The organism is Methylobacterium platani (assembly GCF_001653715.1).
Classification (GTDB): Bacteria; Pseudomonadota; Alphaproteobacteria; order Rhizobiales; family Beijerinckiaceae; genus Methylobacterium; species Methylobacterium platani.
On the sequence record NZ_LWHQ01000028.1, the window covers coordinates 63519 to 84369 of the forward strand.

A 20851-nucleotide genomic window follows, 5' to 3' on the forward strand; every position below is an offset into this window, starting at 1 on the left:
TCATCCGCACTTTCAGTGCTGATGACTCGCCGTCCGATTGACTGCCGTCGGTCTCGGTGGAGATCAGGAACTGTGCGACCGATCATACGACCTTGACCAGAGGTCCGAAAGTCGGTGCATCACCGTCCGGCCGGGCAGAGGAGGGGAGGATGTCGTCTCTCCTGCCGGCGCACATAGCATCGCAGGTCCCGGTTCGTTTCCATTCCCTGAGCAGGTCAGAGGCGTCCTGGGCGCTGGCCCCGGACGCCGCCTTCGTCGATTTCGTCGGGGCATCGGTTCGCCCCGGGGCCGGGGCTAGCCCATGACCTGTGCGGCGATGCCGTTGAGAGCCTTGACGATATCGTCCGGCGGGTATGGCTTGGCGAAGAACAGGCCATTGTCGGGCAAATCCTCCTTCGTCACCTTGCGCCGCCCCGACGTGACCATGATGGCGACCGGGGGCCAGCGCTCCCGCACGGCGTGGGCCAGCTTCAAGCCGTCCATCGAGCCCTCCATCTCGATGTCGGTGAACAGGACGCGAATCTCGGAATGGCGTTCGAGGAGTCGGATGGCCTGGTCGGCGTTCCGTGCCTCATAGGTCGTGAAGCCCGCCTCGATGCAGAGGTCGACGGCCTCGGCCCGAAGCAGGGCGTCGTCCTCGACGACGAGGACGGCGACGTCGGCCGGATTGAAGGACTGTCCCATTATGCAACCCGAACCATCATGCCTCGACCGCGATGCTGCCGGGCATGCCCGTCAGCCTGAACCTGATGCCCGCCGGGTTGAAATCGAGGTGGCCCTCCCCCTCGAAATAGGCTGCCACGATCCGTTCGATCAACTTGGAGCCGAAGCCCCGGCTCCCGGGCGGGACGACGGGAGGCCCGTCGGTCTCGACCCAATCGAAGGCGAACGCGCCATCCTCGCACCGCCACGACATCGCGACGTGGCCGGCCTCGTTCGACAGGGCGCCGTACTTGACCGCGTTGGTCGCCAACTCGTGGACCGCGAGCGAGAGGCCGAGCGCCCGCTGCGAGGTGAGGATCAGGGGCGGGCCGGACCAGGAGATGCGGTCCCCGACGACTCGGTACGGGTCGATGGCGGCCGCGACGACGTCATGGATGTCGGCCTCGGTGAAGTTCGATCGGGTGAGGATGTCCTGCGCCCGACCGAGGGCGGACAGGCGCTGCCCTACGGCCGCGCGGGCCTCTTCCATCGACTTCGCCTGGCGCAGCGTCTGGGTGACGATGGCCTGCACCATGGCGAGTGAGTTCTTCATGCGATGGGCCAGTTCCTGGGCCAGCACTGCGCGTGCCTCCTCCGCCACCTTCAGGTCGGTGATGTCGCGCGAGATCGACAGGATGCGCTCGGGCTTCCCGTCCGCTCCCACGATCGGGGAGACCTGCACGTCCCAATACCGGCGGTTGCCCTTCATCGTGTCGGCGTAGCCCTGGAATCCGGACGCAACGCCCGCCCTGGCCGCGGCAACGGCTTCCTTGGCGGCGAGGTGGCCCTCGCCTTCCCAGAAGCTCGGCCAGGGACACCCGGCGACGGCGTTGAAGTCAGAGACATCCATGACGCGCTTGCCTCCCTCGCTCATGAAGGTGAGCCTGGCGTCGAGGTCGAGCACCTTGATACAGTCGCTGGAGGCGGCGAGCACCCCGCGCATGAAGGATTCGCTCTCGCGCAACTGCTCCAAGGCGCGATGCCTCGCGGTCGCGTCGGCGGCCATGCCGAACCATTCCGTGACGCGGCCCTCGCCGTCTCTCACGGGGACTGCGCGTGAGAAGATCCAGCCCGTGCTCCCGTCGGCGAGGCGCACCCGGTGCTCCATCTCGAAGGGCTCGGTCCGCGCGACCGCCGTCGCGATCCTGTCGCTGACCTCGGTCCGGTCCTCCGGGAGCAGGTATTCGTCCATCCAGCGCACGCTCGGCGCGTCGGCGTCGGTGATGAAGCCGCGACCCTGCAAGGTGCGCATCTCCTGCCAATCCGGGCTCATCGAGTACAGGCTGTCCGAACTCGCCTCGACCAGCGCCGCCAACCGCTTCTCGCTCGCGCGCAACCGTTCAATGGCCGCGTCGCGCTCCCGCTGCGCGACGACCCGGGCCGTGCAGTCGGATGTCACGTTGAGCAGGCCGACGACTTCGCCTCGCTCGTCGCCAACGGGCGAATAGGCGAAGTCGTACCAGACCTGCTCCTCGAAGCCGTTGCGCATCATCGTGAGGGGCTGGTCGCGGAACGCGCAGCTTTCCCCTCGGAAGGTTCGGTCGATCAGGGGAACGAGGTCGTCCCACAGTTCCGGCCATACGTCCTCGGTCCGGAGGCCCAGGGCGCTGGGGTGGCGCGCTCCCAGGATCTCGGCATAGCCGTCGTTGTAGAGGAAGATGCGCTCAGGTCCCCACATGACGCACATCGGGTGCAGCGACGCGAGCATCAGGTCGACCGTGGTACGCAAAACCGCGGGCCAGGTCTCCCGCTTCCCCAAAGGCGTTGACGCCCAGTCGTAAAGACGGAAAAGGTCCGCCATCCGCAGTGAACCGGTCCGTCCAGCATCCGTGCCAAGCTTGGCGTGTCGCATCATGCCTCGTCTCGCGAGATACCCCGTTCGGCGAGCGACCCGCCTGCACCATCTCTAGACGGTCACCGGCGCGCCAGGAAGGGAGGTGCGCCCACCTCTTCGTGAGGCGGGCTGCCCGGACTCGGCGACACGCCAACGCTTCCATGCCCCGGCGATCTCCGGAAGAAGGGCTTCGAGAAACCCTGCCGACGCGACAAGGTCACGGACGCGATGCGGCACAGGAAGGCCGCCCAAGGTCAAAACCCAACTCGCTTGACTGTGAGAGGGTCTACTCCCGACCGTTCGGGCTTTTGGGGTGCCCGCTTCGCGGCCATCCCGCCGCATTCCTCCTTCCGGGTCCGGGGTGTCCCGTTGGCAACCTTTGACGGTCTCGCCCGAGCGTGACAGACCGTTGGCATGCCGAACACGCCGACCCGCAACGTCTCCCTGGCGACCGAGTTGACCGCCTCCATCAACGCTCAAGTCGCATCGGGTGACCACTCGAACGCGAACGAGGTGGCGCGAGCCGGACTGTGCCTTACCATCGAGGGTGACCATGCGCCGACCACGGATGGGCGCCCGGCAGCCCACGAAGCGGCCCGTGCAGACCATCGTCCGGGTCGCTGATCGATGGCCGACCCTCGACCTGCCTCGACGCTCCTTCAAAGCTTCCTCACCGACGTCGTCGCGGTCGAGAGCATCGCGGCCGTGCCCACGATCCTCGACGTGGTGTGCCAAACCACCGGAATGGGGTTCGCTGCCATCGCGCGCGTCACCGATGACCGCTGGGTCGCCTGCGCCGTCAAGGATGACATCGCCTTCGGCCTCGAGCCTGGCGGTGAGTTGAGCCTCGAGACGACCATCTGCCACGAGATCCGGCAGAGCGGCACCGCGGTCGTGATCGACCACGTGGCCGAGGACCCGGCCTTCTGCGGCCACCACACGCCCGCCCGCTACGGATTTCAGAGCTACATCTCGATGCCCATCGTGCTGCCCGACGGCACGTTCTTCGGCACGCTCTGCGCCATCGACCCCAAGCCCGCCAAGCTGAACACGCCTGCCATCGTTGGCATGTTCAAGATGTTTGCCGACCTGATCGGCTTCCACCTTGATGCCAACCAGAGCCTCGCCTCGCGTACCGCCGAGCGCGACCTGTACGAGAACATCGTCCAGTCCGACACCGCGCCGATCTGCGTCTTCGACACGGAGTATCGGCTGATCGCCTTCAACAAGGCCCACAACGACGAGTTTTTCCGCGTCAACGGCTTCACCACGAAGGTCGGCGACATCTTCCCCGACCTGTTCATCCCCGAGCAAGCCGCCGTGATGCGCGCCAACATGGCCCGGGCGCTGGCCGGTGAAGCGTACAAGGTCGAAGCCGTCTTCGGCCGGGCCGAGTTTGGCCAGCCATGCTGGGAGATCATCTACACGCCCCTGCGCGATGCGGCGGGCAAGGTCTTCGGCGCCTTCCACCAAGCTCACGACATCAGCGCGCGGCTCAGGGCGGAAGCTGAGCTTCAGGATGCGCAGGACGTGTTGCGCCAGTCGCAGAAGCTGGAGGTTATCGGCCAACTCACCGGCGGCGTGGCGCACGACTTCAACAATCTCCTCACGGTCATCAAGTCCTCCACCGACCTCCTGAAGCGCCCGGATCTCGCAGAGGCACGGCGCGGCCGCTACATCGAGGCGATCTCCGACACGGTGGATCGCGCCGCGAAGCTGACCAACCAGCTCCTCGCCTTCGCACGGCGGCAGACACTCCAACCCAAGGTGTTCGCAGCGTGCGACAGCGTGCGGGTACTCTCCGAAATGCTAGGCACGCTCACCGGCTCGCGCATCAGGGTCGTGACCGAGGTGCCGGAGAACGACTGCTTCGTGAACGCTGACCCGAACCAGTTCGACACGGCGCTGGTGAACATGGCCGTGAATGCGCGCGACGCGATGGAGGGCGAGGGGCAACTCACCGTTCGCGTGCGGGCCGTCGAGCGGATGCCGCCCGTGCGCGCCCACCCTGCGGTGGATGGACCGTTCGTGGCGGTGTCGATCAGCGATACCGGCATCGGCATGACACCGGAGACGCTGGGGCGGATCTTCGAGCCGTTCTTCACCACCAAGGCGGTCGGGCAGGGCACCGGCCTTGGGCTCAGCCAGGTGTTCGGCTTCGCCAAGCAGTCACAGGGCGAGGTCGTGGTGGAGAGCGTGGTCGGGCAAGGTACGACCTTCACACTCTATCTTCCCCGCGTGGGTAGCGCGATCCAGGCCCCGGAACGGGGCGAGCCGACGCCCGTGGTGGATGGCCATGGCACCTGCGTGCTTGTGGTCGAGGACAACGTGGAGGTGGGCACGTTCGCCACGCAGGCTCTGGCCGAACTTGGCTTTGCCACGGTCTGGGCGGCCGATGCCGGGGAAGCTCTGGCGGAGCTGGCCGACGACGCGGGTCGGTTCGACGTGGTGTTCACGGACGTGATGATGCCCGGCATGAACGGCGTTGATCTCGCCCGTGAGATCCGGCGGCGTCATCCCGGTTTGCCCGTCATCCTGACCTCCGGCTACAGCCACGTTCTGGCCCAGACCGGCACCGGGGGGTTCGACCTGCTGCGCAAGCCCTACTCGGTCGAACAGCTCTCGCGCACCTTGCAGGCGGTCGCCAGGCCCGACCACCCCAATCGCATCGGCGGCGAGTAGCGTCCGGCAACAAGCTGCAGCCCATTTCGACCGTCCACTCCGAGCAGTCCTTCGCCCACGGTGGCCCCTCGCACGGTCAAGCTGATCGAATCGAGACCGGCAGCCCGTGCGGTGTCAGGCCCCGCCCCTGAGCCCGACGCAGGCGTCCTGAACGGCACGGCGGAGGATGCGCGACAGATCGGCGACCGAGTAGGGCTTGCGCAGCAGGTCGAAGCCGTGCGTGCCCTCGGCGGCGAGCACGTCGCTGTAGCCGGAGGTCAGCACGACCGGGATGTCCGGCCGGCGCCGGCGTATCTCACCCGCGAGCTCGACGCCGTTCATGCCTGGCATCACCACGTCCGAAAACACCACCTCGAATTGCGAGGAGTCGCGCTCGATCTCGGCGAGCGCCTGATGCGCATCCTTGGCCCAGACAGTGAAGTAGCCGAGCTCGCGCAAGGCCTGCTCGGCGAAGGCGCCGACATCGAGGTTGTCCTCGACGACGAGGACCCGGGTCCCGTGCCCTTCGGCCAGCGCCTCCGGCTCCTCCACCGGCCCGGCGGCGCGTGACGGGCCGACCCGCGGGAGATAGAGGGTGAAGGTCGTACCCTCGCCGAGCGCGCTCTCGACGGTGATTTCGCCGCCGGATTGCTTGGCGAACCCGAACACCTGGCTCAGCCCCAGTCCCGTGCCCTGGCCCACGGTCTTGGTGGTGAAGAACGGCTCGAAGATGCGCTCCAGGTTCTCGCGGGCGATGCCCGCACCGGTGTCCGAGATCGTGACCGCGACGAAGTCGCCGCGCCGCGGCGGATGCGCCCGGACAGCGGGGATACGGGCTGCACGGCGGAGCCCGATGCGCAGGCGGCCCTCGCCGTCCATCGCGTCCCTGGCATTCACCACGAGGTTCACCAACGCCGTGTCGAACTGGCTCGGGTCCGCGTTGACGTGAAGGTCGTCCTGTTCCCCGTCGGGCATGCCGAGCTCGACCCGGATGCGTGATCCGGTGAGCGTGCCGACCATGTCGGCGAGCGCCGCCACGGCGCGGTCGGCCGCGAAGGTCTCCGGCCGCAGGGCCTGTCGGCGGGCGAAGGCGAGGAGCTGGCCGGTGAGCTTGGCGGCCCGGTCGACCGTGTCGGAGATCGCGCCGACGTAGCGGAGCCGGCGCTCCTCGGCGAGGCCGGGCCGCTTCAGCAGGTCGGTCGAGGACTTGATGACCGTGAGCAGGTTGTTGAAGTCATGGGCCACGCCGCCCGTGAGTTGCCCCACGGCCTCGAGCTTCTGCGATTGGCGCAGCTGCTCCTCGAGCGCCCGCCGTTCCGTGACGTTGCGACCGGCGGCATAGAAGTGGTCCCCCCGGGGAATGGCGTTCCAGGAGATCCAGCGATGACCGCCGTCTCTGGCGCGGACGCGCACGTCGACGTCGTGCAGCGCCAGACCGCCCGTGACCCGCTCGAAGGCCGCGGCCGCCTCCACCCGGTCGTCGGGATGGACGAAGGCGTCGAAGCGGGCGCCGACGACGTCGGTCTCCTCCCACCCCAGCATCTCGGTCCAGGCGGCGTTCGCCTTGCGGAAGAAGCCGTCGCGTCCGCAGACCACGAAGAGGTCGCGGCTGGCGCGCCAGACCATATCGCGCTCGTTGGCCTGCTCCTGGGCGGTGGCCTCCAAGTGGTTTTCAAAGCGGCGCCGGTCGGTGATGTCGTTGAACAGGATGGCGACCCGGTGCTGCTCGGGGTCGCCCACCCTCAGGGCGTGCACGTCGTACCAGCGTCCCATCGCGATGGACCCGCTCTCGAACCTCACCGGCTGGCCGGTCCGCGCGACCGCGCCGTAGGTGTCGAACCAGGAGCGTTCGAGCCGGGGCACGAGGTCGCTCGCCCAGCGTCCAGCCGCATCGTGCAGGCCCGTCTGCGCCGCGAAGGCGGGGTTTACCTCGACGAAGCGGTAATCGATCGCGCGGTCGTCCGCGTCGAAGCGCATCTCGATGACGCAGAAGCCGCTGTCGACGGCGTCGAACAACGCCCGGTACCGGGCTTCGCTCTCGGCGAGTACGCCCTCCGTGGTCCGGAATCGGGTGACGTCGAGCTGGCTGGCGAAGAAGTAGCGGAGTTGTCCCTCCGCGTCGAAGACGGGGCTCACGTAGAGCTCGTTGCGGAAGGGTGTGCCGTCGCGGTGGTAGTTCAAGATCTCGACCACGACGTCGCGCCGGGCCACGATGGCGTCACGGACCTTTGCCACGTCGGCGGGGTCCGTGTCCGGGCCCTGGAGGAAACGGCAGTTTCGCCCGATCACCTCGGCAGCGTCGTAGCCGCACAGGTTCTGGAAGGCCCGGTTGGCGAAGACGATGGGATTGTCTGGCTGGTTGGGGTCGGTGATGATCTGCGGCATGCGAGTCTTCTCCGCCGCCGTGAATAGCAGGTCGGTTGATGCCGCCGAGGTTCGCTGCCCACGGTCCGGCCGGCGCAGGCCGTCACCCAGTTGCGCTTCAAGCCTCGCGACGCGATCCTCGAGTTCGCGCTCGCGCCGCCGCAGCCTCTCGATCTCTGGGTCCATGGCCCCTCCCTTGGCGTGAGTACCTTCCGCACCGGTGCGGGACAACGGTCTGTGTCGGGTAACGCGACAGCGGCGTCCAGGTGGCGTGGCGTAGAGTGCGACGTTCGACGGCGTCGTACGTTGGCGTTCGCTCTAACCCGGGGGCGCCTGAGGGAGGGACGGCATGCGATCGGATACGCCATGGCCGGGAGGCGACCCGCCGCCGAACCGTCCCGCCAGGCGAGGCCCTAGCACCCCAGCCTCCTGGCCCGATCAATCGGCGCTAGGCCCCGGGCGTCGACATCACGGCCCTGTGCCCTTGACCGGGCGCAAGGCCACCACGTTCGCGGCCTCGGGCATCTCCGCTCCGGCGGGTCCGAGCACCTCGGCGACCTTTCTGGCGAGATGCTCGCGCTTGAACGGCTTGGAGATGAGATGCACCCCGTCGTCGACCCGGCCATGATGAATGATGGAGTTCTCGGTGTAGCCGGACATGAACACGATCCGGACCTCGGGCCGCAGGGCCTGTACCCTCTCGGCGAGTTCGCGACCCCGCACCTTGCCAGGCAGGATCACGTCGGTGAGCAGCAAGTCGATGGTCGCGACGTTGGCGGCAAAGACCCTCAGCCCTTCCTCGCCGTCGCCGGCTTCCAGGACGCGGTAGCCGAGATCGGCCAGGATCGCGCAGGCGATTTCGCGAACCGCCGCCTCGTCCTCCACGACCAGGATCGTTCCCGATCCGCGTGGCAGATCGAGCGGACTGCCGGACCGCTGGCCCGTCGCCGCCGCGGCCCCGACCGCACGCGGCAGGTAGAGCTTCACCGTCGTGCCCTCGCCGGGCTCGGAATAGATTTTCACGTGTCCGCCGGACTGCTTGACGAACCCGAACACCATGGCGAGGCCGAGCCCCGTGCCCTTGCCGTCGGGCTTGGTCGTGAAGAACGGCTCGAACACCCGCTTGACGATGTCGGGGGTCATGCCGTGGCCGGTGTCGGAGACCGCCACCATGGCGTAGTCGCCCGGCACGGTCTCGGCGTGACGGCGGACATAATCGTCGTCGAGGACCTTGTTGCCGAGCTCGATGGTGAGGCGGCCGCCGCCCGGCATAGCGTCGCGGGCGTTGAGCGCGAGGTTCAGGACCGCGCTCTCCAACTGCGCCGCGTCGGCCATCGCGGGCCACAGCCCGACGGTCTCGACGTAACGGACATCGATGGTCTCGCCGAGGGTCCGCCGCAGCAAGGGTATCAGGTCCGGCATCGTCGCGGCGAGGTCGATGGCCGACGGCGCGAGCGGCTGCTTGCGAGCGAAGGCGAGGAGCTGGCCGGTGAGCGTCGCCCCGCGCTGGGCAGCCCAGGATGCCCGCTCGATCCGCGTCTGGAGCCTGGCGTCGCCGTCGAGCTTCGCCCGGATGAATTCCAGGTTTCCGAGGATGACCTGAAGCAAGTTGTTGAAATCGTGCGCGATGCCGCCGGTGAGCTGGCCGATGGCCTGCATCTTTTGAGCCTCGCGTAGCACGCCCTCGGCCTGGGCGCGCTTGGTCATGTCCGAAATGGTCAGCACGAAGCCGCCGTCGGGCATCGGCGTCCGGCGGATCTCCAGGTGGTGGCCCTCCGCATTCTGCCGCTCGTAGGTGACGGCCTCGCGGGGATTCCGGCTGCCGTGCCGGACCTGGTCCTCGGTCTCCAGAGCGGGACGCCCGGGTTCACCGGTGTGCTCGACGAAGGCGCCGTAGGTCGTGCCCCGTCGGACCATCGCCTTCGGCAGGTCGAGTAGCACTTGGAAACACTCGTTCCAGTTCGCGAGCTTGCGGTCGGGCCCGAACACCGCGACGCCCTGGCTGAGGCTGTCGAGGGTGGTGCGCAGGCGCAGGGCCACAGCCCGCTGTTCGGTCTCGGTCCTGTAGGAACGCGACCACGCCTGGTTCAGGAGGCGGGCCGCCCAGAGCAGGGTGAAGACCGCCAGCACCGAACCGGCGATGACCATCCAGCGCACCCATGTCGCACGGGCGTCGTTCTGCACAAGGCGCTCGTCGAGGAGCCGCTGCTCGTCTGCGAGCAGGGCTGCAAGAATGGTTTCGGCCTCGCGCATGTGATTGCGGCCGGCGTCGCCGTTGATGATGCGCAGCGCCGCCTCCAGACCGCCGTCGCGGCGCGCCTGAAGCGTCTGGGCGAGTTCCTCCAGCTTGTGCTGGATGGCCGGGGCCAGCGCCCGGATGCGCTCCTGCTGCGCGGGGTTGTCGGCGGTCAGCTTCTGGAGTTCGCCCTGGAGGAGGCCGAGGCGGTCGCGCGCGACGTCGTAGGGGCCGAGGTACTCGGCCCTGCCGGTGAGGACGTAGCCGCGCTGGCCGCGCTCGGCGTCGCGCAAGGCGATGGCGAGGTCCTTGGTGGTGTCGAGCACCTGATAGCTGTGCCGCGACCAGGTGCGAGCGTCGCGCGAGGCGTTCAGCCGCTCCCAGGTCGCCGCACCGACCAGGGCGAGGATGGCGATCAGCACGCCGAGGACGAGGACGTTAGCGCGCCTGACGAGGTACTGGGTCATGGTATCCTGGTTGCGGCCGCAGCTTACTATTTGGTTCACGTCAGCGAGCGCCGTGCCATATTGGTCGCTAGTGAGACCTTGAGGCAATGCCCACTCGTGCGTCCAAGGTCAGCCCATGCGCCGCGATGCGGGCCTTTTACGGGCGCCGCGAACCGGGATCGTGGGACGCATCCCTCCGCGGACGCACTGAGCTTCCTGCTCTCAGCCGGCCCAGCGGGCATACCGGCCCTCGTTCCACGGTTCAAAATAGCGCCCGAACGAGACCCGGACGTCCATCTACGCCTTGAGCATCCCCGGTGTGGTGGGTTCGTCGTTGCAGCGCGGCGCCGCGGATATCAGGCCCGTGGCTCGGCAGACTCTCTGACGCCGTCAGGGGGAACCCCGCTCAACGAGAAGCTCGGCTATTTCCTTTATAATGCGGTCCGAGAACTCCTTGGCGCAGAAGCGGTCGAGCTGGATCTCGACCTTGGCGAGCCAAGCCTGGACGCGTACGTCCTCGGCCTAATCGGCTTTGGACCGAGCGTCCAGCGCGTCGTTCCCGGCATAATGATCTTATGGCCTCCCGGCCCGACCACTCCGTGCAGAGGCAGCTTGCGGTCGGATAGCGGATATTCAAGTAATTGTAGCTGAAGGTCCGCTAGTGGCGCACAGCCGACCAAGTGGAGCGCGACTTCCAGACCCGCAGCGGAAGTGGGTGGAGGTCGCTTGTCCGAAAATTCGGACGCATCCGGGTTCGGGCGGTGCGGCCGGCCGAGTGGAGCAGGGAACGGGCTTGGGCGAGGAGTGCCCGGGTCTGGTCCTCGCGGCCGCTGACGCCGGCGCGCTGGATCGCCTCCAGCGCGCGGTTGAGGGCGGCGGCCTGGTCGAGGCGACCGCGCGCCGCGACGTGGCGCAAGTTCTCCTCAAGCTGGGCTGCCATGATGCCGGGGACGGCGGCGAGCGCCTCTTGCTGGGCCTCGACCCACCGGCGTTGGAGGATCGGCCGGTAGGTCGCTTGCGGGATGGCGGCGAGGAGCAGGCGCGGCCGGCGGACGTTGCGCCAGACCATGCGCCGATTCTTGCCCTCGGGCTTCTTCACGCGCGGGGGGGGGCGGGCGATGTAGCCCATGACGCGGCTGCCGCCGACGGCGATTTTCCCCTCGTAAACGCCCCATCGTCCCCGGATGCGGCGCCGCGCCGCCGTCCCGGCCGCCTCGCGCTTGAGCCTGGCCGCGACGCCGCCGGGCAGGTTGCCGTGGCGGTTCGGCTTAATCCTCTGCGTCGTCTCCAGGTTGCGCCAGTTCGGCACCAGGATGCGGTCGCGCGACAGGCCGACGTCGCCGGGGAGACGGACCTGCGGCCCGTCTCCCCTCAGGTACTTCATGACCACGCTCTGGTCGTCGAGGGCGAACGCGTCGGCCGAGACCGTGTCGCTCGGCCTCGTCCCCCGGCTCAGGGCGCTCGTGTACTGCCAGGCGCGCCCGATCCACGGCGTCGGGCGGTCGATGACCTCCATGGTCGCCGCTCGCATGCGGACGGCGACCGTCTTGGCCGCCTCCGACGCCGTCCAGGCTGATGCGCGCCAGTACCGTTCGAAACCGACCGCGCTGACGTAGGCGTCCTCCCAGGCGGCAAGCTGGGCGCCGAGGTCGCTGAGGACCGCCATGTCGAGGGATCGAGCCATGCCCGGAGCATGCGGTCCCGGGCGTGTCCCGTTCCAGGCCACGGGCAGACGATTCGCGGTAACCAAGCGTTATCCATACTCGGAAAGCATCGCGAGCTGCCCAAACCCGCCTTTCCATGCTTCAAGCGGGGGTATCGCCTAAATTCCAGCCTGCCACACGGGGCGTGCCTACAATTTGAGCGCAGGCGCAGGGAAGCTCTACGGGGGCTGTCTGGTCGCCGGGGGAGGAATCCAGGTCCTCGCGAACGTACCACCATCAGAGCCCCCGTTTCCGTGCCATCCGGCGGCGCTTGGGCGCCTCGACCTGGCCCTGGTGCGGCGAGCCAACTCTAGCCAGTCAGGCCACCATCGCGCCGGCTAAGCCCCTCTGGTGTCTCGCTTGTCCTCGCGGGACGATGGCGGCTGTCGCGTCGGGTGTGGTGCCCCGGCGAGCCGACATGGCCCAGCAGGGGATCAGCATGAACTTCGTTCGGGGCGACGACGCGCCCTTGTCCTTCGCCCACCAGGGGTTCGTCGAGGGTGTCATGAGCGAGGTCCTGGAGCGGACGCGCGACAAGCTTTCCGGTTCTAGTTCAACGGTTTATCCCGTCGCTCGCCTACACTGTGCGGGGGCGGGGCCGGGCGCCCCGGGGGCGGAGCCCCTGGGGGCGTCGTCCGTGGAACCTGAGACCGCCCGCGTGGTGGAGGTCGCCGCCCTTGCCGGAGAGGCCTCGACCGTGCCCCCTTGCTCCCCGGCGGTCCTCGGGCCCTCGACGCTTATAGAAGACCCCGCGGCGGTCCTCGCGGTATCCACCGGGGTCCTCATGCCCTCGACGCTTATAGAAGGCCCTGGAGCGCCCCTGCCGGGCTCGTACGCGGGCTCTACCCCCGTTCCTCGTATCTCCACGCCGTCCCTCGTAGACGCTGTCCCTGCCGTCTCCTCGCCGTCGCAGGACATGGCTACCGTACCCCGCGGTATAGTCTCCGCACCTGATCTCCAGGCGTCGTCCAGGGAGCCCCGTACAGTGGCTCTCGCCTCGTACCCCTTCCCGAACCCTCGCGGGTCATCCATCGCCGTCCCTGACCTCGCCTGGCCCTCGGAGCCCCCCGTGACCCGCACCGCCTCCGCCTTTTCCCCCGTCCCCGGGCCTCACGTCATCTACGTCGACGGCAAGGCCGTGAAGGGCTCGCCCTCTTACCTCCGCCCTCTGGCGGACGCGCTCCTGGCGCAGGGCCTCGACCCCTACGCGTCGCCCTTGCCCGAGCCGGTCCTAGCGCCGGGTCTCGCGCGCGCGGGTGCCGATTTCCCCCTCGCTCGCGTTGTCGTTGGGCAAGCCCCGGCCTATACTGGCGGCACCTGCTGAGGGTCGTCTGCACCACAGATGTGAGCCCCCGTCCGGCCCTGCCGCGGCGGGGGCTCTGCTGTCTGGGACCGGGACCGGCGGGGGCACGACCTCGACCCGGGCCCCTGCCCGAACCGGGCGCGTCGGCGCACGCTGCTTCCGTACCCGGAGGTTCCCGTGCCCGCCGTCGCCCTGGCCCTCGTGGCCGCCCCGCCCGCCGACCCGTCGCCCCCGCCGGACTGCGTGTCGCATGACCGCTCGGGCGGGTACCGGGCCCACGTCACGCTCCACGCCCTGAGGAGGTTCGCCGACCGGGTCATGGGCCTGGAGCCCGTGCTGGAGGGGCTGTCGGACCGGGAGGCCGTCGAGGCGGTGACGGGGCTCGGCTACGACGTGCCCGGCATCCGCGCCTGGCTGGCCTACTACGGCTACCCCGGCCCCCGCTACGGCGCCCGCGGGGTCGTCGTCGGGCGGGTCGGGTTGGTGCTGCAGGGGCCCCGCGTCGTCACCGTCGTCATGCGGGGGGCCTGACCCGGAACCGGGCGTGGCCTGGAACTGGCCACGGGGGCGCGAGCACCGTGGCGGCATCCCGGCCGCGTCGGCGGCCTCCGAGGCCTCCCCCGTGACCCGCACCCTCGACCTTGCCACCACCTTCTCGGCCGCCGGCGCCGAAGCCGTCTCCGCGACGCGCTGCGCCGACCCTGCCACCTGCGGCTCCGAGTTCCAGGCCGACAGCTTCTCCAGCCGGAGGGTCACCTGCACGCGGTGCGGCTTGCAGGGCGCCCTCGACCTCCAGGACGCCGCCGGGGAGGCCGCCTCCCATGGCTAAGCCCGTGCTCCCCGCCGCCTACGCCTGGCTCGGCGCCGAAGCCGGCCCCCGCGTCCTCGTCGAGGCCCTCGCGCTTTACGGCACCCGCGAGACCACCGGTTCCGCGAGCAACCCCGTCATCCTGGCCTGGGCGCGCGAGACCGGCCTCGACCGCGATTACCGCTCCGACGACGTCGCCTGGTGCGGCCTGTTCGTCGCCACGGTTGTCCGACGCGCTGGGTTCGAGCCGGTCGCCGCGCCCCTCTGGGCACGCAACTGGGCAGCCTTCGGCACCAAGGCCGACCGCCCGTCCCTCGGCGACATCCTGGTATTCGAGCGCACCGGCGGCGGCCACGTCGGCATCTACGTCGGCGAGGACGCCTCCGCATGGCACGTGCTTGGCGGGAACCAAGGGGACCAGGTCTCCATCGTACGGATCGCGATGGGCCGCCTCCTGGCCGCCCGCCGGTGCCCCTGGCGCCTCGCCCAGCCCGCCGCCGTCCGCCCGATCCGGCTCGCTGCCGGGGGCGCCCTTTCTGTGAACGAGGCTTGACCGTGGACGCCATCCTGGCCGAGCTCCTCGGCGACGCGAAGCCCATCGCCATCGTCGTCGGTATCCTGGGGTCGCTGGCCCTGTGCTACCCCTGGGTCCGGAAGCAGCTTCGGGAGATCAGCGACGGCGACGCCATCCGGACCGCCGCCGACGCCCTGCGGAAGGAACTCGGCGAGCTCCTCGACAAGGAGCAGGCCCGGGTCGCTACCCTGACGACCGCCCTCGAAGAGGCGTCTTCCCAGGTCCGAGGCCTGCGCGCCGAGAACGGTTCCCTCCAGGCCGACATCGCCGCCCTTCGGCGCGAGGTTCGTGCCATGGTTCGGATATGCTTGTCGATGCGGGGCGCCATGCAGCGCACCGTCGACACCGGCGACTGCTCCCCCCTGCGCCTCTGGCCCGACCTCAATCCGGTCGAGCCCGAGCCGGCCCCCGACCGTCCGAGCGCCTGACATGCTCGCGACCGTCGCCGAGCGCCTGGGAGTCCCCGTCCTGCCCCTGACCCTCGCGGCCGGGCTCGCACTCGGCGCCGGAACCGCGGGCTGGGGCTCCTACCGGGTCGGGACCGTGCTCGGCGACCGCGCCGGCTACATCCGGGGCAAGGTCGACGCCGGGCACCAGGCCGAGCTCAACGGCATGCGCCAGAGCCTCGCCGCCGAAAAAGCGGACAGGGCCGCCGCCGACGCCGCGGCCGCCCGGGCCGCCGAGACCGCCGCGGCCGCGCAGGCCGCCCGATCCCTCGCCGAGGATAGCCTCGATGCCTACCGCCAGGACCTCGCGCGGCGCCCTCGCGGCGGTTGCGCTCTCGACGACGCTGACCTAGACCGCCTGCGCCCCGACCACCACCAGCCTGTCCCGGCCGGACGTGACGGCGCGGACGCTGCCGCGGGTCGATGACGTGATCCGCGCGCCGGCGCCACGTCCCGTTCCCCGCAAGGGCGACGATGCCCGCCTGTTCGCGCGCCGGGCGCTCGACTACGGCGACGCGAACGCGGCCGCCCTCGTCGACGGCAGGGCGGCCTACGGGCGGGTCCGGGACGAGCTCGCCAGCCCCGGGGCGCAGCCATGACGCCCGTCGCCGCCGTCCTGGCGCTGGCCTGCTACGCCGCGGCCCCGGCGCCACTCGTCGGATCGGACGTGCACCGCGCGCTCCGGGGCGAGCCCGTCGCCGCGGCTCCCGCCCGGCAGGCCGTCGCCGAAGCCGCTCGGGGCGCGGCCGCGCTCCATTCGAGGGGGCGCTGCCATGGCCGTTGAGCTCGCCACCGCCGCCGTCGTCGAGGCCGCGAACCGCCATGTTGAGCACCGCCGCTGGTTCCTCGACCTTCCCAACGACCGCCCGCTGCCCGACGAACTGGCGGCTGCGCTGGAACGGGCGCTCGCCGCCCTCGACGCTGCCGAGGCCGATCTTGCCCGAGGCTGATCCCTGCCGCCGGGCCCTGACGCCTGCCGAGGACGGCCGGCTGTTCGCCCGGGACGCGATCCGAGCCGCCCGGGCCGTCCTGTCCGGGAATTCGGACACCCCGCCTGAGACCGCCACCCTCGCGGTGTTCGCCATCCTCGCGGCGGCCGCCCTCGGCATCGCCCCGGAGGATGACCCATGCTGACCGAGGCCCTCGTCATCGCCGCGCTCGCCCTGGCGCTGGCCGGTGCGATCCCGCGGGCCAAGCCGCGCCCAGGGCGCCGCCGCCGGCGCCGCCCCCGCCCGTCCGGGGATGCGGGCCCGTCCTCCACATTCCTGTTCGACGGCCATCCCATCCGCGTTGTCACGATGGGCGGCGAGCCCCTGTTCGTCGCCTCGGACGTCTGCGAGGCCATCGAGCTCCGCGACGTGTCCGACGCGGTTGCCAAGCTCGACGACGACGAGAAGGGTCGGGCTTCAGTCCCGACCCCTGGTGGACTCCAATCCCTGCTCGTCGTCACGGAGAGCGGCCTGTTCACGATGGTCCTGCGGTGCCGTGGGGCGATCACGCCCGGGACCACGCCCCACCGCTTCCGGCGCTGGGTCACTAGCGAGGTCCTGCCCTGCATCCGGAAGACGGGTGCCTACGCCGTTCCGGCCGCCCCGGTCGGTATCCCGGCCATCAACGTCAGGGACCCGGCACAGCTTCAGGCCATCACCCTGCAGCTGATCTAGGTGACGCAGGAACTGACCGCGGAGGTCGCTCAGGAACGCCAGGGGCGCATCGCCGCCGAGGCGACCGTCAAGGAGCAGCGCCCGATGGTCGAGGCATTCGAGGCCTTCCTCGACGACCGGGGCATGTGCAACCTGCGAACTGCCGCCCGCGCCATCGACGCCCCGAGCCAACTCTTCATCGACTGGCTCAAGGACCGCCGCTACGTCATCCGCGAGAACGGCGACCTTCCGCCGGCCGCGCAGATGCGGAAGGACGGCTACATGAAGCTGCGGGCCGCTCCCGACGCGAACGGCAAGCTGCGGAACCAGGCCATGGTGACCCGGGCGGGCCTGGAGTGGCTCCGGCAGCGTTGGCACGTCGGCCCTGGTCGGGTGCTCGCCCTCCAGGCCGCGCAGGCCCAGCGCCAGGGTCGGCTCGACATCTGAGCCAATCCAGGGAATGCGTAGGTAAGTGGGTTTAGCTACTGGAGCGGCCCGGTTCCCCCCTCGGGAGCCGGGCCGTTTTGCGTCAGTCGCCCGACGAAAGATCGCCTCGCCCAGAGGGGCAGGGAGGCGCCATGTGGACCTCGGGCTCCAGCCCCCGCTCGAACAGGAACGCCGCGCCGCCGGTCTCGCCCCCGCCGACCGGCGTCCATGTCCAGCCAAGGTTGCCCGACCGGTCGCGCCCGCCCTCTCCGGTCGCCTGTAGCTCGATGCGCTCCCTCCCGTTCGCCTTGCTGGCCGTTCCGCACGTGACCTTCATCGCCCATCTCTCCGTGCCCTCGACCGGATCGGCATAGACGCGGGCGAACCGCTCACGGCCGGCCTCAGCGGGCGACCGCACGCTGAGGTGCCAGCGGTCACCCGCCTGCGGGAAGGGCGCCGGTTCCGACTGAGGCTTGGCGCGTCGAGCCGCCTCGGCTGGAACCGCGACGGCAACGGCTAGGGCGGCGAAGGCAAGGGCGCAGGTTCGCATCGTCAATCCTCCAAGGGCAGTGTGGGTAGCGGGCCGAAGGACGTCGCCACGTTCTCGGCCTCGTCGGCGATGCGGCGGGCCTCGTCGGCCGCCATGCGCCCGGCCTGGACGAGCCGGCTGACGCGGAGGACGCGAGCCCGCAAGCCGCGGCCGACGAGAGAGCAGCAACGGCCGCTCTCCCACATGGACTGGATGCGGGCCGCGGCCGCGGCGAGGTCGTCGAGGACGGGGGCTGCGTCGAGCATGGTGACCTATCCTCAATGGGCCATCTGGCGAGCGAACACCTCGCGCGCGGCGACCACCGCCTCGACCATCCGGCGCAGCGGGCGCAGGCTGCCGCCCCGCCACGCCGACAGGGCGTCGAGCTCGTCACCGTCCAAGGGCGGACACCAAGCCTCGTCGAGGCCGCGCTCGCGCCGGAGCTCGTCCAGGATGGCGGCTGCGACGACGGGCAGGTCCTCCCGGCGCGACATCGGCCACTGGACAGGCGGGGCGCGGTCGAGCAGCGGGCCGGAGACGCCATCCCGCGTGTTGGCCGTCAGGATGTAGCTGACCCCAGACAAGTCGAGGGGAACCTCAAGAGCCGGGTCGAAGATCGCCTTCGCCGTGCTGCCCCTTTCGAGGAACGGCAAAAGCGTCTCGTCAAGGCGGCCCCAGCGCCTGCTCGGGCCAGCCTTCTCCGCTTCGTCGATGACGCAGCCCAGGCTCGCCATCCGGAACCGCAGGACACCCTGGGCGGGCACGGACAGTCGCCACGTGCTCCACGTCCGGGAGGCGCCGGCGAAATTCCCGCCGTCCATGACGCCGGCCGCGCTGTAGAGCACCTCGGGCAGCCCGACCGCCCGGAGAAGCGCCCGGGCGTACGACGTCTTGCCCTCGCCCGCGCCACCGACCAGGGTTCTTGGCTTCAGCATCGCGAAGGGGGCACCGACGAGGTCGCCGGCGTACTGCTCCGTAACCTCCCGCGCCCACGGGAAGGCCGCGTTCAGCATCGAGGCGACGGCGGCCGGGTCCGGCGCCGGCGTTAGCGGTAGGGGCACCTCCGCGATGGGCTCGCACAGCGCCCGCGGGCTGTCGCCGCGATCCCGAGACATCTGACTCGGGAGGGGCAGGTGCTGCAGCGACGGGAACACGCGGAGCGAGAGCGCTGGGGCAGCCTCCCGCGCGGGCTCCGCCGTCACCTGCTTCGGTTCCGGGGCCGAGCTTGAGTGGCGCGAGAGGCCGGCGCGGTCGTCGTCCGTTGCCTCGGCGTGCGTTGAGCGCGCCTTCCCGTCGCCCGCCTTGTCCTCGTGCCGCGCGAGCGCGTTGCGCCCGATCTGCAGCGCCGTCCCGAGCACGGGAATGGGCGGCCGCCCGGGACACCACTCGCCCAGCCCCTCGGGCATCGCGAGAAGCTGCCGGGCGCCGACGAAGAACGGCATGTAGCCGGACGCGTACAGGGCGGTGCAGGTCTCTGCGGCCTTGGCGAGGCGCTTCAGCGCGGCGCGGTCACCGCACGTGGCGAGGCAGACGTCCGCGATCTGCGCGAGCCGGACGGTGCCGGTGATGGCGCGCTCGGCGAAATCGTCGCCGAAGTCGGTCGGATGCGCGTCGAGCTTGGCGGCGTACGAGGCGGCCTCGGCGCGGAGCGTCTCGACCTGCGTGCGGACGACGGCGAGATCGCACGTCGACGCCTTCAGGCCGTCGCGGATCGCGCAGGCGGAGGCGAGCAGCCCTGCCAGGACGGCGTCGTAGCCGACCTGCTCGTCTGGCGCCCACCCATCGGGAGGCCTCCCCGGGCATAGGACTGCCAGGTAGGCCATGAGCGGCTCGAACGGGTGGCGGTCGCGGCGTGTGGGGCCGGGAGCTCTCCGCGCAGGTAGGCGTGCGCGGAGAGGGGCTCGGCCGCGGCGAGGCGGTCTTGCTTCATGGCGGGTATCCTTGACCACACGCCCGAGCGGAACTCAGACGCAGAGTCGTCCCGTCTACCCCGCCGATCCTGAAGGAACCGTTACCCGGTCCTGCCAGGCAAGATCTTCTGGTCCCGCGCCCGCGCGACGAGGGCCAGAGCGTTCTCCAGGTCCTGGCGGGCGAGCCCCGCGCAATCGGCGCCCCGGAACGCGGCCGGGGTCTCGCCGGCGTCGTCGATGAGCTCGGCGGCCGCGAGGAGCAGGTACCCAAGCGCCCGCGGCCGGGGGTGCCCGGTGCCGTGGCCGAGGATGGCGAGCGCCCAGGCCGGCAGGCCATTCCGAGCGATCCTGTCCGAGACGACCGAGCGTCGGTTCATGTCGAGCACGCGGGCGAGCGAGCCGAGGTAGTCCCCGCCCCAGAGGGCGGTCGCAGCCCCCTCGACAGCGGTCGCCAGGGCCTCGCCGGCTTCCTCCAGCGGGACGGTCTGGCCCCCGACGCGGAGCTCGCGCCCGACGACGACGAGGGGGGCGCCGTCGAGGGTTCCGACGGCGTCGGGGTGTTCCGGAACCGGATGGAAGGCGACGCGCATGGCGCCCGGGATAGCACGAGGCGGGGCCGCCATGGTTAACGGCGGTGATCCTTCGCGGGGCCCGACTAACTCGTATGCGAGTTGCCCCGGCCGACGCGGGCTCCCAGGGCCGATCCGCCGTCGACGGCGCCGGTCCGGGCAACTCATAAACGAGTTGCCGGTCGGCACCCGCGTTAACGAATGGCCAGCGCGTAGCCCTCGAAAATGTCTTCTGCAGAAGACACCCGATTTCGGCTCCCGAGGGGCATGGATTTCGGTGTCCTCTATAGACGACATTCCGAGAGCGCTTTCTGCGACCTCGTTAACCTCTGCGGCGCGTCCCTCCCCGAATCGCGCAATCCCCGTAGAATCCCGGGTGGAACGGGGACTTGACATGCTGACGGACACGGAACTGGACGAGCTCGCGCGCGCGGTCGCCGCGCTCGGGGACGAGGATGCCGGGCGCCTCGACGGGGCGGTCCGGGAGCGCCGCCGGGCCAAGGCCGAGGCGGAGGAGGCGCGCATCGCCGCGCTACGGGCGATGGACGACCACCCAGTCATCGACGTGCTCGTCGAGGACAGCGTCACCTACCCCAGGGAATGGGACACGACCGTCGCCCTGCAGGTCCTCCGGGATGCGAGCTTCGTGCGGCGCTCCGCCTGGCTCACCGCCAAGCGCTAGGCGGTGTGGACTCTT

21 protein-coding genes are annotated in these 20851 nt (G+C 70.1%); 12 read left to right on the forward strand and 9 right to left on the reverse strand.

The genetic code is table 11. The features are described 5' to 3' along the window. Positions 1 to 294: 294 nt before the first annotated feature. Together A5481_RS15940 and A5481_RS15945 are read right to left on the reverse strand one after the other, a co-directional pair. The gene (locus tag A5481_RS15940) at positions 295 to 684 is read right to left on the reverse strand and encodes a response regulator (RefSeq protein WP_048435255.1); all 390 of its coding nucleotides are present in this window, start codon (positions 682 to 684) and stop codon (positions 295 to 297) included. Positions 685 to 700: 16 nt separating this feature from the next. Then, positions 701 to 2557, reverse strand: coding sequence for a PAS domain-containing sensor histidine kinase (locus tag A5481_RS15945; protein ID WP_082173243.1), 1857 nt, complete (start codon positions 2555 to 2557; stop codon positions 701 to 703). A gap of 606 nt (positions 2558 to 3163) precedes the next feature. Between A5481_RS15945 and A5481_RS15950 the strand changes: the two genes are divergently transcribed. Continuing rightward, positions 3164 to 5218 (forward strand): ATP-binding protein, encoded by a 2055-nt coding sequence (locus A5481_RS15950; protein ID WP_048435254.1) that lies wholly within the window; start codon positions 3164 to 3166, stop codon positions 5216 to 5218. Positions 5219 to 5332: 114 nt separating this feature from the next. On the opposite strand, the gene A5481_RS15955 is transcribed toward A5481_RS15950, so the two are convergent. The 3 genes from A5481_RS15955 to A5481_RS15965 form a co-directional block, all read right to left on the reverse strand. Then, positions 5333 to 7747, reverse strand: a complete 2415-nt coding sequence (locus tag A5481_RS15955; RefSeq protein ID WP_048435253.1) for a hybrid sensor histidine kinase/response regulator — start codon at positions 7745 to 7747, stop codon at positions 5333 to 5335. A 282-nt stretch (positions 7748 to 8029) separates the two neighbouring features. After that, positions 8030 to 10264, reverse strand: coding sequence for a CHASE3 domain-containing protein (locus A5481_RS15960; RefSeq protein WP_048435252.1), 2235 nt, complete (start codon positions 10262 to 10264; stop codon positions 8030 to 8032). Positions 10265 to 10901: 637 nt separating this feature from the next. Further along, positions 10902 to 11927 carry a hypothetical protein gene (locus A5481_RS15965; protein ID WP_167350078.1) on the reverse strand — a complete coding sequence of 342 codons (1026 nt, stop codon included), beginning with the start codon at positions 11925 to 11927 and terminating at the stop codon, positions 10902 to 10904. A gap of 1499 nt (positions 11928 to 13426) precedes the next feature. Between A5481_RS15965 and A5481_RS15975 the strand changes: the two genes are divergently transcribed. From A5481_RS15975 to A5481_RS16020, 10 genes are all read left to right on the forward strand, one after another. Then, entirely contained in the window at positions 13427 to 13780 is a 354-nt protein-coding gene (locus tag A5481_RS15975; RefSeq protein WP_048437409.1) for a hypothetical protein, read from the forward strand. A gap of 13 nt (positions 13781 to 13793) precedes the next feature. Beyond that, positions 13794 to 14078, forward strand: a complete 285-nt coding sequence (locus tag A5481_RS15980; RefSeq protein ID WP_048437410.1) for a hypothetical protein — start codon at positions 13794 to 13796, stop codon at positions 14076 to 14078. Continuing rightward, positions 14071 to 14610, forward strand: a complete 540-nt coding sequence (locus A5481_RS15985) for a TIGR02594 family protein (RefSeq protein ID WP_048437411.1) — start codon at positions 14071 to 14073, stop codon at positions 14608 to 14610. The genes A5481_RS15980 and A5481_RS15985 overlap by 8 nt, the downstream gene beginning before the upstream one ends. A 2-nt stretch (positions 14611 to 14612) precedes the next feature. Further along, a complete protein-coding gene (locus A5481_RS15990) occupies positions 14613 to 15059 on the forward strand; it encodes a hypothetical protein (protein ID WP_048437412.1) in 447 nt (148 codons plus the stop codon). A gap of 1 nt (position 15060) precedes the next feature. Next, positions 15061 to 15504 (forward strand): hypothetical protein, encoded by a 444-nt coding sequence (locus tag A5481_RS15995; RefSeq protein WP_048437413.1) that lies wholly within the window; start codon positions 15061 to 15063, stop codon positions 15502 to 15504. A gap of 1 nt (position 15505) precedes the next feature. Beyond that, positions 15506 to 15676, forward strand: a complete 171-nt coding sequence (locus A5481_RS16000) for a hypothetical protein (protein ID WP_156312177.1) — start codon at positions 15506 to 15508, stop codon at positions 15674 to 15676. A 174-nt stretch (positions 15677 to 15850) separates the two neighbouring features. Continuing rightward, positions 15851 to 16027, forward strand: a complete 177-nt coding sequence (locus A5481_RS34660; protein ID WP_167350107.1) for a hypothetical protein — start codon at positions 15851 to 15853, stop codon at positions 16025 to 16027. Beyond that, positions 16014 to 16211 (forward strand): hypothetical protein, encoded by a 198-nt coding sequence (locus tag A5481_RS16010; RefSeq protein WP_048437415.1) that lies wholly within the window; start codon positions 16014 to 16016, stop codon positions 16209 to 16211. The genes A5481_RS34660 and A5481_RS16010 overlap by 14 nt, the downstream gene beginning before the upstream one ends. Continuing rightward, positions 16205 to 16741 carry a BRO-N domain-containing protein gene (locus A5481_RS35280; RefSeq protein WP_053082610.1) on the forward strand — a complete coding sequence of 179 codons (537 nt, stop codon included), beginning with the start codon at positions 16205 to 16207 and terminating at the stop codon, positions 16739 to 16741. The genes A5481_RS16010 and A5481_RS35280 overlap by 7 nt, the downstream gene beginning before the upstream one ends. Further along, positions 16742 to 17167: a phage antirepressor KilAC domain-containing protein gene (locus A5481_RS16020; RefSeq protein ID WP_053082611.1), complete on the forward strand. Its 426-nt coding sequence runs from the start codon at positions 16742 to 16744 to the stop codon at positions 17165 to 17167. Between the two features lie 82 nt (positions 17168 to 17249). On the opposite strand, the gene A5481_RS16025 is transcribed toward A5481_RS16020, so the two are convergent. From A5481_RS16025 to A5481_RS16040, 4 genes are all read right to left on the reverse strand, one after another. After that, a complete protein-coding gene (locus A5481_RS16025) occupies positions 17250 to 17696 on the reverse strand; it encodes a hypothetical protein (protein ID WP_048437416.1) in 447 nt (148 codons plus the stop codon). A 2-nt stretch (positions 17697 to 17698) separates the two neighbouring features. Next, positions 17699 to 17941, reverse strand: coding sequence for a hypothetical protein (locus A5481_RS16030; protein WP_048437417.1), 243 nt, complete (start codon positions 17939 to 17941; stop codon positions 17699 to 17701). A gap of 12 nt (positions 17942 to 17953) precedes the next feature. Then, on the reverse strand, positions 17954 to 19498 hold the full coding sequence (locus tag A5481_RS32520; RefSeq protein WP_082984925.1) for a P-loop NTPase family protein: 1545 nt from the start codon (positions 19496 to 19498) through the stop codon (positions 17954 to 17956). Positions 19499 to 19686: 188 nt separating this feature from the next. Continuing rightward, on the reverse strand, positions 19687 to 20208 hold the full coding sequence (locus tag A5481_RS16040; protein ID WP_053082613.1) for a hypothetical protein: 522 nt from the start codon (positions 20206 to 20208) through the stop codon (positions 19687 to 19689). A gap of 340 nt (positions 20209 to 20548) precedes the next feature. Between A5481_RS16040 and A5481_RS16045 the strand changes: the two genes are divergently transcribed. Further along, entirely contained in the window at positions 20549 to 20836 is a 288-nt protein-coding gene (locus A5481_RS16045) for a hypothetical protein (protein ID WP_048437418.1), read from the forward strand. Positions 20837 to 20851: the final 15 nt, after the last annotated feature.